This is a genomic window from Mycobacterium sp. ITM-2016-00316 (genome assembly GCF_002968335.2).
GTDB lineage: Bacteria > Actinomycetota > Actinomycetes > Mycobacteriales > Mycobacteriaceae > Mycobacterium.
Window position 1 is genome coordinate 5,323,558 of record NZ_CP134398.1, and the last position, 12,527, is coordinate 5,336,084.

Sequence of the window (12,527 nt, forward strand, 5' to 3'; positions counted from 1 at the left end):
CACGCGGACCCCGTGTGCTTGGGTGAGATCGTGATCACACCAACCACCCGGTTAGTCGATACCAATGGCGTCACGTTGCGGGTGACCGAGGCCGGCGACCCCGGTAATCCGGTCGTCGTGCTGGCCCACGGCTTCCCCGAACTGGCCCATTCGTGGCGTCACCAGATCCCCGCGCTGGCCGCGGCCGGCTACCACGTGCTGGCCCCCGACCAGCGCGGATACGGCGGATCCTCGCGTCCGGAGGCGATCGAGGCCTACAACATCGCCGAACTGACCGCCGATATCGCCGGACTGCTCGATGACGTGGGCGCGCAGCGCGCCGTGCTCGTCGGCCACGACTGGGGTTCCCCGGTGGCCACCAATTTCCCGCTGTATTACCCCGACCGGGTGAGCGCCGTGGCGGCGCTGAGCGTGCCGCCCATCCCGCGGGCCTCGGCCCCGCCCACCCAGATCTGGCGCACAATCTTCGGTGACAACTTCTTCTACATCCTCTACTTTCAGGAACCCGGTGTGGCCGACGCCGCGCTGAACGCCGATGTCCGCTCCTCGCTGCAGCGGATGGTGGCGCTGGAGGGATTCGGCGGACCCGTCGACGAGATGACCGAGCAGCCGTTGCCACCGCTGCCGGACTGGCTGAGCACCGAGGAGTTCGACGAGTACGTGCGGGCGTTCGAGGTGACCGGCTTCACCGGACCTCTGAACTGGTACCGCAACTTCGACCGCAACTGGGAGCTCACCGATCCGGCGGCCGGCGGACTGGCGGCACACACCATCACCGTGCCGCTGTTGTTCCTGGCCGGCAGCGCCGACCCGGTGCTGGGGTTCACCCCGCGTGACCGGGTGACCGAGGTGGCCACCGGCGGGTACCGGGAGGTCTTGCTCGACGGTGCGGGGCACTGGTTGCAGCAGGAGCGACCCGACGAAGTCAATGCGGTGCTGCTGGAGTTCCTCGGCGGATTGGACCTGACATGAACGCACCACTGGACTTCGGGGTCTTCATCACCCCGTTCCACCCGACCGGTCAGTCCCCCACGCTGGCGTTGCAGTACGACATGGACCGGGTGGAGGCACTCGACCGGTTGGGCTACGACGAAGCCTGGTTCGGCGAACACCATTCCGGCGGCTACGAACTCATCGCCTGCCCGGAGGTGTTCATCGCCGCGGCCGCCGAGCGCACCCGCCACATCCGGCTCGGCACCGGCGTGGTGTCGCTGCCCTATCACCACCCGCTCATGGTCGCCGACCGCTGGGTGCTACTCGATCACCTGACCAGGGGCCGGGTCATGTTCGGCACCGGGCCGGGGGCGCTGCCCTCGGATGCGTACATGATGGGGATCGACCCCGTCGAGCAGCGCCGGATGATGCAGGAATCCCTGGACGCCATCCTGGCCCTCTTCCGGGCCGGCCCCGAGGAACGGATCGACTTCTCCGATCTCGGATTCCCCGACGGAGTCGACGAGCATCATCCGGTCCGTCCCGACGGCAATGCCTATGTCGACACCCGGGTGGCCTCCGAGCAGGTCGTGCTGCAGGCTCACGCCGCGGGTGAGGTGGCCGTCACCGTCATACGGCCTGGCGATGTCTATGGCCCCGCGTCCCGTCCGTGGACGATTCTCCCGGTTCAGATGATCAAGGCGAATCGATTCGTCTTGCCGGCAATGGGCAAGGGGGTGTTCAGCCCGGTGTACATCGACGATCTGGTGCACGGTGTGGTCCAGGCGGCCGAATCGCCCGCCGCGTCCGGGCAGGTACTCACGCTGAGCGGCGGCGTCGGAGTCCCGTGTCGGGAGTTCTTCGGCCATTACTACCGGATGCTGGGACGACGGGGCCCGCTGTCGCTGCCCACCCCGGTGGCCGTATCACTGGCGCACATCGCCCACGGGATCGATCGCTTGTCGGGCCGCCCCGGTGAAGCCAGCGCGACCTCGATGCGCTACCTCGCGCGCACCGGGACGTATTCGATCGCCAAGGCGCGGGGACTGATCGGATTTGATCCACCCACCGGATTGGTCGAGGGAATGGATCGGACCAGGTCTTGGCTCGACGCGGAAGGACTCATCTAGATCCGCGGGACCGTCATTGCGATCACCGGGGGCGGACGCGGAATCGGGGCCGCGGTTGCCGCAGATGCTGGCAGCCCACGGTGCCCGGGTGGCGATCGGGGATTGGAAGAGATTCTGGCCGATCCGGCCCACCTATGTGCGCGGCGGGATCGACTACGGGACGCTCAGATTGCGCGAACCCGAGCTCGCCTAGCGGTTTTCGTAGACCCTGGGCTCCAGCGTGCCGATATAGGGCAGATCGCGGTAGCGCTCGGCGTAGTCCAGCCCGTAGCCGACGACGAACTCGTTGGGGATGTCGAAGCCGACGTACTCGATCTCCACATCGGCGCGCACCGCGTCGGGCTTGCGCAGCAGCGTGCACACCTTCAGCGACCGCGGACGCCGCGTCGCGAGGTTGCGCAGCAGCCAGGACAGCGTGAGCCCGGAGTCGACGATGTCCTCGACGATCAGCACATCGCGGTCGTTGATATCGCGGTCCAGGTCCTTGAGGATGCGCACCACACCCGATGAGGATGTCGACGATCCGTACGAGCTGACCGCCATGAACTCCAGCTGAGTGGGCACCGGGATGGCCCGGGCCAGGTCCGTGACGAAGAGCACCGCACCCTTGAGCACCGTGATCAGCAGCAGGTCCTGATCGGGCCCGCCGTCGCGGAAGTCCGCGGCGATCAGTTCGGCCAGTTCGGCGGTCTTGGTCTTGATCTGGTCTTCGGACAGCAAGACCGACTTGATATCGCCCGGATACAACTCCGCAGTCACCGTCACAGCGTAGCCGGGATCAGGCGACCGGCTGACGGTAGAGCACCAGAGCGCCGTTCCGGCGGCCCGCGAACAGACGCTCCCGGGACAATCCGCTGGGCACCGCGACCCCGCCCTGGCCCCGCCAGTCGGTGACCAGAGCATCGACGGAGCGAATCTGGGCGTCGGTGAGATCGAGGGCTCCCCCGGCCAGCAGCCAGTTCCGGATGACACGGCGCCGGACGGCGGCAGACAGGCCGTGCAGGTCCGCGATCGGCAGGCTCTGCGCCGGGATCCTGATCTCGGCGGCCGCGGCATCCAGCGCCTCGGTGTCCTCGCGCAACGCGGCGGCGGTACGGGCCAGCGCCTCGGCCACCCCGCCACCGAGCACCTGCTCCAGCAGTGGCAACACCTCGGTGCGCAGCCGGACCCGGGTGAAGCGTGGGTCGCTGTTGTGCGGGTCCTGCCAGGGCACCACGTCCAGTTCGGCGCACACCGCCACCGTCGTATCCCGGCGGATCCCGAGCAGCGGACGGCACCAGGGCGGGTCGTGGGCCCGCATCCCGGCCAGCGACCGCGCACCCGAACCCCGCCCCAGTCCCAGCAGCACCGTCTCGGCCTGATCGTCGAGGGTGTGGGCAAGCAGCACCGGCGCACCGTCCCGCGCGGTCCGCAATGCGCCGTAGCGGGCCGTCCGGGCCGCCGCCTCCGGTCCCCCGACACTGCCGACCTCGACAGGGAGTATCTGTGCGCCAACGCATCCCAGCGCGATGGCCTGCTCGCGGGCCCTTTCGGCAACATCCGCCGAGCCGGCCTGCAGGCCGTGGTCCACGATCAGCGCCGTGGTGGGGCGCAACCGGGCGGCCACCGCCGTCAGCGCCAGTGAGTCCGCACCGCCGGAAAGCCCCACACACCAACGCGCGTCGTCGCCGAGATGGGTCTTGGCGAAGGCCGCGACCACCGCGCGTAACTGCGCTACAGGACCCGATCGATCCATCGCTGTGGCTCTTCGATCTCCTCGGGCCTGGGCAAGGTGCCGGCGTCGGTCCAGATGACGTTGAAGCGGTCCATCCCGACCCGCGCCACCACATCGTCGACGAACACCTTGCCCCGGGTGTACTGGTTGAGCTTGGCGTCGAAACCCAGCAGGGTGCGGATGATGCGTTGCAGCGGTGGCTGTTTGCGTTGCCGTCGTTCGTCGAAGCGGCGGCGGATGGTCGCCACCGTCGGCACCACCTTGGGCCCGACGGCGTCCATCACATGCTCGGCGTGCCCCTCCAGCAGGGTGCCGAGCACCAGCAGCCGGTCCAGCGCCTCGCGCTGCGGCTCGGCCTGCACGGCGCGCAGCAGACCGAGCACGCCCGCCGAGTTGGCGTCGACCGGCGTGCCGCTGCGCTGGGCACGGACATACGCGCCGAGCCTGCCGACGACGTCACCGACCTGCTCGCCACCGTCGTTGGTGAGAACCGCCAGCGAGGACGACATGTGTTCGGCCAGCCAGGGATTGGCCCGGAACTGCACCCGGTGGGTGACCTCGTGCAGACATACCCAGAGCCGGAAGTCGGCGGGCTTGACCCGCAGTTGCCGTTCCACCGCAATGACATTCGGGTAGACCAACAAGAGTTCCCCGCCGGCACTGCCGAAGGGGTCGTACTGCCCCAGGATCCCCGACGAGATGAACGCCAGCACGGCACCGGTCTGGGCGCCGGTCGCCTTGGCCGTCAACGCACCGGCCGGCCCCTTCGGCGTCTGCTCGGCGCCGCCGGTCATCACCCGCATCGACCGGGTCGCCGCGCGCACCCACTGCGGCCGGTCGATCACCCGGGCCTCGGGGACCTCGGCCCCCTCGTTGAGGTGGGTCACCTCGCGCACCGGCAGTTCCGCGGTCCGCGCCGACTCGTAGAGCTGGGCGATCGCCTGATCACGGGTGTAGTCGGTGGTCGCCGGGCCGGGCCTGCTCAGCTTCGCGCCGATATCGGCGGCGAATGCCCAGTCGACCGCACCGCCCACCGAGCTGCCTCCCCGGTCGCTGCGCTCCTGCCCACCGAAGGCCGGGGGACTCATCCGCCGCACCCGCAGGACCGCAGTGTGGCGGCCAACGCGTCCAGCGAGGTACGCCCGGTCGGCCCGGCGTTGTTGGAGATCAACGCGAAGGTCAGCACCCGGCCGCCGGAATCGGTGACGATGCCCGCCAGCGAGTTGGTGCCGGTCAGTGATCCCGTCTTGGCGCGCAGCCAGCCCGCCGTCGCCCGGCCCTCATCGGTGTCCAGGTAGCGGTTGGACAGGGTGCCGCTGCCGCCGGCGATGGGTAGTAGGTCGACCAGCGGGCGCAGCTGCGGCTGGTCCTCACCGACCGCGGCGGCGATGACACCGTCCAGGGTCAACGCGGTGAGCCGGTTGTCCACCGACAGGCCGCTGGAGTCCAGCAGGGTCGCGTTCGCGGTGTCCACCCCGGCCCCGCGCAGCTGGCCGAGCACCGCCTGCACCGCCCCGTCGAAACTCTGCGGACGGTTCAGTGCGGCGGCCACCTCGCGGCCGATCGACTCGGCCATCACATTGTCGGAGTCGTTCATCATCTGGCGCAGCCGCTCGATGAGCGGGGGCGACTGCACCGCGGCCAGTTCCTCGGCGTCCGCCGCAGTGGACGTCACCGTGACGGTGGCCGGGTCGACGCGCAGTGCGGTGGCCAGCGCGCGGCCCGCGTCCAGACCGGGTGTCCGCGATCGTCGCGACTCCGGGGAGACGGGCTGGGTCCGGCCGCCGTCGAGCATCACCGATTCGATCGGGGCGATATCGCCGCCATCGATGTCCAGCGGGTCCCAGCCGGGAGCCAACGTCGGCCCGCTGTACTCACCGAGGTCGACCTGCACCGCGGTGACCCGGGTGCCGCTCTCCCGAACCTGATCGGCCAGGTCACTGATCCGGGCCGCACCCTTGTACCAGGTGCGCTCGTCGTCGGCGGCGGCCGACAGCGTGGGGTCCCCACCGCCGTGCAGCACGACCACGCCGGGCCGGTCGCCGGCGACCACCCGGGTCGTCAGCGTCGCGTCCCGGTCCAGGGTCAGCAGCGCGGCCGCGGTGGTGAGCACCTTGTTCGTGGATGCCGGTTGCATCGGGATGCGCTCGCCCTGCTCCCACAATTCGGTGCCGTTGCCGGCGTCGGTGATCCGGCCGGTCAGCGCGCCCAGGTTCGGGTCGGCCAGGGCGGCGGCGAGCGTGGCGGCCAGACCCTTCGGGGTCGGTTCGGTGGTGGCCTCGCCGAGTGGGCGGACACCCGGCGCGGCCGCCACGGCGGCCGGTCGCTCGGGCAGCGCCTTGTTCGCCGAGGTCCGGGTGGACGTGAGCACCGCCGCCACCCCCACCACGGCGGCCACGAGCACGAGTACCACCAGGCCGATCACCAGGTGGGTGGATCGGCGCCATCTCCCGGGCCGCATAACGTGCAGCGTATCGCTCCTCTAATGTGGACCCGCCAGACCAAGCCAGCCGAAGGAGCAACGCCGGTGTCGTTCGACGTCGTCATCGAGATCCCCAAGGGTTCGCGCAACAAGTACGAAGTGGACCACGAGACCGGCCGCGTCAAGCTCGACCGGTACCTCTACACCGCGTTCGGGTACCCCGCCGACTACGGCTTCTTCGAAGACACCCTCGGCGAGGACGGCGATCCGCTGGACGCGCTGGTGCTGCTGCCCGAGTCGGTGTTCCCGGGCTGCATCGTGGAGGCCCGTCCGGTCGCGATGTTCAAGATGACCGATGAGGCCGGCGGCGACGACAAGCTGCTGTGCGTGCCCGCAGGCGACCCGCGCTGGGACCACATCCAGGATCTGGCCGATGTACCCCCGTTCGAGCTGGAAGCGATCAAGCACTTCTTCGTGCACTACAAGGACCTGGAGCCGGGCAAGTTCGTCAAGGCCGCCGATTGGGCGGGCCGCGAAGAGGCCGAGGCCGAGTTGCAGCGTTCGATCGAACGGTTCAAGAGCGCCGGTCACTGACGGGAATTGATTTAGCACTGCTGTAACACGCGGTAACCCGGGCGTGTCCTGGCCCTTTGATCATGGGTGTGTGCTACTCCATCAAGGAATCGGCCTGGACGTGTTCAACACGTTGCCCGAACGCAAGGCCGTGCACGCGCTCTACGAGTGTTGCAACAGCTACGCGATGGCCCGTGAACTGGCCCGCGGGCGCGCCTACGGCGATCATGACGCCCTCTTCCGCCGCGCCGACGCGCTGCTGTTCGAACTCCCCGAGGCTGCCGTCGACCAGATTCTCGACACCTGCCCCGACGTCGGGCGCCGGCCGCGCAGTGCCCGGTCCGCGGCCGAACAGTGCTCGGTGTGGGACGACGACGCCGCGACGATGACCGAACTCGGCACCGCATCGCGCCGCTACGTCGACCGGTACGGCTTCCCCTTCGTGATGTTCGTCGACGGGCACTGCGCCCGGGACGTGCTGAACGCGCTGACCGACCGTATGCACCACGAGGTCGAGATGGAACGCAAGATCCTGCGCAATGAGCTGGCCAAGATCGGGCGCAGCCGGCTGGAACGGATGCTCGGCCCCGAAGGCGGATACCACAACTGGTAGGCCCCACCCGGCGCATGATGTCGGGTATGGGAAACGTCGACGGCCACTTCGCCCCGGAATTCGCTGCGCTGGCCGAGACACTGGATCGTGCCATCGCCGCCGACGAGGAGTGCGGCGCTGCGATCGCCATCGATATCGACGGCGAATCGGTGGTGGACATCTGGGGCGGGCACGCCGACGCGGACCGCACCAAGCCGTGGGCGGCCGACACCATCGTCAATGTCTGGTCATCGACCAAGAACGTCACCGCGCTGGCCGGGGTGATGCTCATCGACCGCGGGCTGATCGAGGCGCACACCCCGGTGGCAGAGGTGTGGCCGGAGTTCGGCGCGAACGGAAAGCAGCACATCGAGTTCCGGCACCTGCTCACCCATTCGTCGGGTTTGTCGGCCTGGGAGCAGCCCGTGACCATCGAGGACGTTCTCGACTGGGACCGCTCGACGTCGATGCTCGCCGCGCAGGCGCCGTGGTGGCAGCCCGGCACGGCCACCGGCTACCACGCGCTCACCCACGGGCACCTGATCGGGGAGGTGGTGCGCCGAGTCAGCGGCCGGACCCTGAAGCGATTTGTCGCCGAGGAGATCGCCGGGCCGCTGGGCGCGGACTTCCAGCTCGGAGCGACACCGGAGGATGACGGGCGCATCGCCGAGATCATCGCTCCCGCAGACCCATTCGAGGGCATTCCGCCGATGGATCAGTGGACCGAGCAGATGCTCAAGACATTCACCGGACCGGCCCCCGACCCACTGATCGCCAACACCGCGGCGTGGCGGGCGGCCGATGTCGGTGCCGCCAACGGACACACCAATGCGCGCGCCCTGACCAAGATCCTGTCGGCGATCTCGTTGGGCGGAACCGTCGATGGCGTGCAACTGCTGAAGCCGCAGACCGTGGAACGCATCTTCGAGACCCAGATCGAGGGACCCGACCTGGTGCTCGCCGGACATCAGCTGCGGATGGGGCTCGGATTCGGCCTGCCGAGCCCCGCCATCGAATACATCCCGGACGGCAAGATCTGCTTCTGGGGTGGTTGGGGCGGGTCGTGGGAATCGATGAACCCGGACCGCCGCACCACCATCGCCTACGTGATGAACAAGATGGGCCCCGGGATCGAGGGCTCCGCGCGGACCGACCGATACTTCCGGCTGATCTACGACGTGCTGGGCTGAACCACGTTCTGCAACGGCTCGTTTCGCACCAGCCTGCCGATATTGGCGGCGATATCGTCGGATCTGCCCTTGAAGGTGTCGGCGGTGACGCCGGAGGCGTGCGGCGTCATCAACACGTTCGGCAACTCGGCGAACGGCAGTTCACTCGGTGTGCACGCCGCGCCGGCACCGTTCGCGGCGTCCGGATAGCGGTACCACACGTCGATGGCGGCCGCCCCGACGCGACCGGTGAGCAGCGCGTCGTACAGCGCGTTCTCTTCGACGAGCGGGCCGCGCCCGACGTTGATCAGCACGCCTTCGGGCCCCAGCGCGCCGAGCTGGTTTCGGCCGATCATGCCCGCGGTCTCCCGCGTCAGCGGCGCCGACACCACCAGCACATCCGATTCGCGGGCGAGGTCATCGAGTCGGGACGCATCACCGGCCCAGGACAACCCCGCGCCGTCACGCACCCGTCCCGATCCGGTGACCGCAGCTCCCTGGCAACCCAAGGCGCTCAGCAGTTTCCAGCTCTGCTGGCCGATATGGCCGAACCCGACAAAACCGATCCGGGCTCCGTGCAAGGTGGGCGGCTGGACGATGGTGTCGTCATACACCGAACTGGCCCACACGTCTCTGCGCAGTGCGCGGTCCTGCTTGAGGAAGCCCCGACGCAGCATGATGGCCGCGGCCAGGATGAACTCGGCGATGGAGCGTTCATGGTGGAAGGTGTTGGCCACCACGACGTCAGCGCCGAGCGCCGCGAAGGCGACACGGTCGGTTCCCGCGCCGGCCACGTGCACCAGGCGTAGCTTCTCGGCGGTGGCGGCCATCTCCGCGGTGAAGCGGCCGCCGACGAAGACCTGCGCGTCCCGCAGCCGCTCCGGGCCGATATCGCCGACCACCCAGGTCACCGTGACCTCCGGCGGGAGGGCGGCCTCGAACCGACGACGGTGCGGTACCAGGTTGCGATCGCCGACCAGAACTTTCATCGTCACGAGTTACGTTGCAGGCAGGGGCGTTTGCTGTCGAAGCGCCAGCCAGGGACCAGATACTGCATCGCGACGGCGTCGTCGCGGGCACCGAGGCCCTCGGCCAGGTACAGCTCGTGCGCGGCGGCCACCCGTTCCTCGTCGAGTTCGACACCGAGGCCGGGTGCGGCAGGCACGTCGAGATAGCCGTCCACGATCCGGTAGGGCTGCTTGGTGATGCGCTGCCCGTCCTGCCAGATCCAGTGGGTGTCGATGGCGGTGATATCGCCGGGGGCGGCCGCGGCCACCTGGGTGAACATCGCCAGCGACACGTCGAAGTGGTTGTTGGAGTGCGATCCCCAGGTCAGTCCCCACGCGTCGCACAGCTGGGCGACGCGCACGGAACCGCTCATGGTCCAGAAGTGCGGGTCGGCCAGCGGGATGTCGACGGCGCCGGAGCGGATGGCATGGCCCATCTCGCGCCAGTCGGTGGCGATCATGTTGGTGGCGGTCGGCAGGCCGGTGGCCCGCTTGAACTCCGCCATCACCTCACGGCCGGAGAATCCGCCCTCGGGTCCCACCGGGTCCTCGGCGTAGGCCAGCACGCCGGTCAGTTCACGGCAGGTGGTGATGGCGTCGGCGAGTAGCCAGCCACCGTTGGGGTCCAGGGTGATCCGGGCATCGGGGAACCGGTCGGCCAGCGCGATGACGGCCTTGGATTCGTCCGCGGCGGGCAGCACACCGCCCTTGAGCTTGAAATCACGGAAGCCGTATCGTTCGCGGGCGGCCTCGGCCAGTCGCACCACACCTTCCGGGGTCATCGCCTCCTCGTGCCGGATCCGCAGCCAGTCGTCGGCCCCGGAATCCTCATCGGCGGGGCTGCGGTAGGCCAGATCGGTGCGGTTGCGGTCCCCCACGAAGAACAGATATCCCAGCGCCTGCACCCGGTCTCGCTGTTGCCCGTCGCCGAGCAGGGCCGCCACCGACACGCCGAGATGCCGGCCGAGCAGGTCGAGCATCGCCGATTCCACCGCGGTCACCGCATGCACCGTGATCCGCAGGTCGAAGGTCTGCGCGCCGCGGCCGCCGGAGTCACGGTCGGCGAAGGCGCGCCGGATGTCGGCGAGCACGGCGTTGTAGGCGCCGATGCCGCGCCCCTCGACCAGCGGGCGGGCGTCCTGAGCGTGGCCTGGATGGCCGCACCGCCGGGAACCTCCCCGACACCGGTGTTGCCGTCGGAATCCTTGAGGATCACCAGGTTCCGGGTGAAGAACGGCCCGTGCGCGCCGCTGAGATTCAGCAGCATGCTGTCGTGGCCGGCGATGGGGACGACCCGCATCTCGGTGACGATAGGGGTCTGAACGCTCATGTCTGCCAGCTTATAAATCGCGGTTGATGCACGTCCAACACTGTTATCGCATCAATTGATCCAACACTGATATGGCCCACCTGGCCCGACACCCACATCAGCCGAACCACTTGTCACCGTTGGCGACAGGCCGCAGCACCCGGCTGACCTTGTCACCGACCGCGCACAGCGCCTCGACCAGTGCACGCTCACGTTCGGCCGTCAGCCGGGAGCGCGGCACTGAGGCGCTGATGGCGTCCTGGGCCGGCCGGGTATGGCGCAGCGGCACCGCGAAACAGCGCACGCCCGCGGTGTTCTCCTCGTCGTCGGTGGCATAGCCGCGGATCCGGACGGTCTCTAGCGCGTCATCGAGTTCACGGTGACAGGTGATCGTGCTCGCTGTCAGCGCGACCAACTCATCGGGTAGATGACTGCGGCGCTCGGCCCCCACCCGCTCGGCCAGCAGTGCCTTACCGAGAGCGGTGGTGTGCGCGGGCAGCCGCCTGCCGACCCGACTGGTGGACCGCCGGTACTGCTGGGACTCGCGGGTGGCCAGATAGACGATGTCGGTGCCGTCCAGGCGGCCCAGGTGGAAGGTCTCGCCCCACTCGGTGCGCAGGTCGTCCAGGAACGGCGCGATCATCGGCAGGTACGGATCCCCGTCGAGATAGCTGGTGCCCACCAGCAGCGCCCGGATACCGATCCCGTACAAGGTTCCCGTTTCATCCGGTCCGGTGCCCTCGGCGCGTACCCAACCCCGGGCGACCAGGGTGCGCAGCAGTGCGTGGGCACTGCTGCGCGGCATCCCCAGCGCCTCGCCGATCTCGCGGACACGTGCGGGTTTGTCCTGCCGGGCGGCGAGATACTCCAGCAGTTCGACGGTTCGGACAGCCGATTTCACGCCGGCGCGCGTCGTGGATTCGCTCATAGCAGACCCGTCTGTTGAATGATGAGAACCACCGCGCCGATCATCGAGACCGTGATCGCGGTCCACCGCTGACGACTCGGGTTCAGGATCCGGTTTGCGTAGCGGGACAACACATATCCCAGCACCGCGGCGGGTATCAGGGCACCGAACATCGCCACGGTGTGCCGGTCGATGGCGCCGGTCAGGGCGAGCATGGCGATCGACATCAGTGAACCGATCAGGAAGAAGCTGCTCATCGTTCCCCGCAACGTCGGGCCCTCACTGCGCTGCCAGACCAGCGCCATCGGCGGGCCGCCGATGGACGTCGCGGTGCCCAGGACTCCCGACGTCGCCCCGGCCAGCACCAGATTGCGCCGCCGCGGTGCGGGCACCCAACCCAGCCCGGTCACCGCGACACCGCCGAGCACCACGACCGCGATGAGGATCGCCAGGGTGTGTTCGGGAATCGCGGCGAGCAGCAGGGCGCCGGCGATCGTGCCGGGCACCCGACCGAGCAGTGCCCAGCCCGTGCCCGACACGTCGATCGCGCCGCGTTCCTTGATCACCACCATCAGGGTGAGCACGGTCGCCAGCATGATCAGCGTCCCCGGCACCAGACCGGGATCCACCACGGCGACCACCGGGGCGGCCAGCATTCCCATGCCGAACCCGATGGAACCCTGCAGGCAGGACGCGAAAAGGACCGCGATCGCCACGACCGCGAATCCCAGGAAGCTGCTCATTTCCCGTCGCTTCGCTCGCCCACGGCGC

The 12,527-nt window shown here is 68.9% G+C and carries 13 protein-coding genes and 1 pseudogene; 6 read left to right on the forward strand and 8 right to left on the reverse strand.

Annotated elements, in window-relative coordinates:
• Positions 1-30: 30 nt before the first annotated feature.
• The 3 genes from C6A86_RS25805 to C6A86_RS25815 all read left to right on the forward strand — a co-directional run bounded on the left by C6A86_RS25805 (position 31) and on the right by C6A86_RS25815 (position 2,256).
• A complete protein-coding gene (locus C6A86_RS25805) occupies positions 31-972 on the forward strand; it encodes an alpha/beta fold hydrolase (RefSeq protein ID WP_199196361.1) in 942 nt (313 codons plus the stop codon).
• On the forward strand, positions 969-2,063 hold the full coding sequence (locus tag C6A86_RS25810) for an LLM class flavin-dependent oxidoreductase (RefSeq protein WP_311100922.1): 1,095 nt from the start codon (positions 969-971) through the stop codon (positions 2,061-2,063). The genes C6A86_RS25805 and C6A86_RS25810 overlap by 4 nt, the downstream gene beginning before the upstream one ends.
• Before the next feature lie 64 nt (positions 2,064-2,127).
• On the forward strand, positions 2,128-2,256 hold the full coding sequence (locus C6A86_RS25815) for a hypothetical protein (protein WP_255419483.1): 129 nt from the start codon (positions 2,128-2,130) through the stop codon (positions 2,254-2,256).
• Here C6A86_RS25815 and hpt read toward each other — a convergent pair.
• The 4 genes from hpt to dacB are packed head-to-tail and all read right to left on the reverse strand — an operon-like array spanning position 2,253 to position 6,238.
• On the reverse strand, positions 2,253-2,810 hold the full coding sequence (gene hpt / locus C6A86_RS25820; RefSeq protein ID WP_276007249.1) for a hypoxanthine phosphoribosyltransferase: 558 nt from the start codon (positions 2,808-2,810) through the stop codon (positions 2,253-2,255). The two genes, C6A86_RS25815 and hpt, sit on opposite strands and share 4 nt — an antisense overlap.
• Positions 2,811-2,841: 31 nt before the next feature.
• Positions 2,842-3,798, reverse strand: a complete 957-nt coding sequence (gene tilS, locus C6A86_RS25825) for a tRNA lysidine(34) synthetase TilS (RefSeq protein WP_105365462.1) — start codon at positions 3,796-3,798, stop codon at positions 2,842-2,844.
• A complete protein-coding gene (locus tag C6A86_RS25830; RefSeq protein WP_105365463.1) occupies positions 3,777-4,865 on the reverse strand; it encodes a zinc-dependent metalloprotease in 1,089 nt (362 codons plus the stop codon). The genes tilS and C6A86_RS25830 overlap by 22 nt, the downstream gene beginning before the upstream one ends.
• On the reverse strand, positions 4,862-6,238 hold the full coding sequence (gene dacB / locus C6A86_RS25835; protein ID WP_105365464.1) for a D-alanyl-D-alanine carboxypeptidase/D-alanyl-D-alanine-endopeptidase: 1,377 nt from the start codon (positions 6,236-6,238) through the stop codon (positions 4,862-4,864). The genes C6A86_RS25830 and dacB overlap by 4 nt, the downstream gene beginning before the upstream one ends.
• A 66-nt stretch (positions 6,239-6,304) precedes the next feature.
• Here dacB and C6A86_RS25840 point away from each other — a divergent pair, with 66 nt between their 5' ends.
• The 3 genes from C6A86_RS25840 (at position 6,305) to C6A86_RS25850 (ending at position 8,554) form a co-directional block, all read left to right on the forward strand.
• Positions 6,305-6,793 (forward strand): inorganic diphosphatase, encoded by a 489-nt coding sequence (locus tag C6A86_RS25840; protein ID WP_105365493.1) that lies wholly within the window; start codon positions 6,305-6,307, stop codon positions 6,791-6,793.
• A gap of 70 nt (positions 6,794-6,863) precedes the next feature.
• Positions 6,864-7,385 carry a 2-oxo-4-hydroxy-4-carboxy-5-ureidoimidazoline decarboxylase gene (locus C6A86_RS25845; RefSeq protein ID WP_105365465.1) on the forward strand — a complete coding sequence of 174 codons (522 nt, stop codon included), beginning with the start codon at positions 6,864-6,866 and terminating at the stop codon, positions 7,383-7,385.
• Between the two features lie 26 nt (positions 7,386-7,411).
• Complete coding sequence (locus C6A86_RS25850; RefSeq protein ID WP_199196362.1) at positions 7,412-8,554, forward strand: serine hydrolase; 1,143 nt, start codon at positions 7,412-7,414, stop codon at positions 8,552-8,554.
• Here the strand turns inward: C6A86_RS25850 and C6A86_RS25855 are convergent.
• The 4 genes and pseudogenes from C6A86_RS25855 to C6A86_RS25870 form a co-directional block, all read right to left on the reverse strand.
• The gene (locus C6A86_RS25855) at positions 8,536-9,522 is read right to left on the reverse strand and encodes a 2-hydroxyacid dehydrogenase (RefSeq protein ID WP_105365494.1); all 987 of its coding nucleotides are present in this window, start codon (positions 9,520-9,522) and stop codon (positions 8,536-8,538) included. The two genes, C6A86_RS25850 and C6A86_RS25855, sit on opposite strands and share 19 nt — an antisense overlap.
• A gap of 2 nt (positions 9,523-9,524) precedes the next feature.
• Positions 9,525-10,870 (reverse strand): annotated as a pseudogene (locus C6A86_RS25860) (enolase C-terminal domain-like protein).
• Positions 10,871-10,967: 97 nt separating this feature from the next.
• Complete coding sequence (locus tag C6A86_RS25865) at positions 10,968-11,777, reverse strand: IclR family transcriptional regulator (protein WP_105365468.1); 810 nt, start codon at positions 11,775-11,777, stop codon at positions 10,968-10,970.
• On the reverse strand, positions 11,774-12,499 hold the full coding sequence (locus C6A86_RS25870; protein ID WP_105365469.1) for a sulfite exporter TauE/SafE family protein: 726 nt from the start codon (positions 12,497-12,499) through the stop codon (positions 11,774-11,776). The genes C6A86_RS25865 and C6A86_RS25870 overlap by 4 nt, the downstream gene beginning before the upstream one ends.
• Positions 12,500-12,527 lie beyond the last annotated feature (28 nt).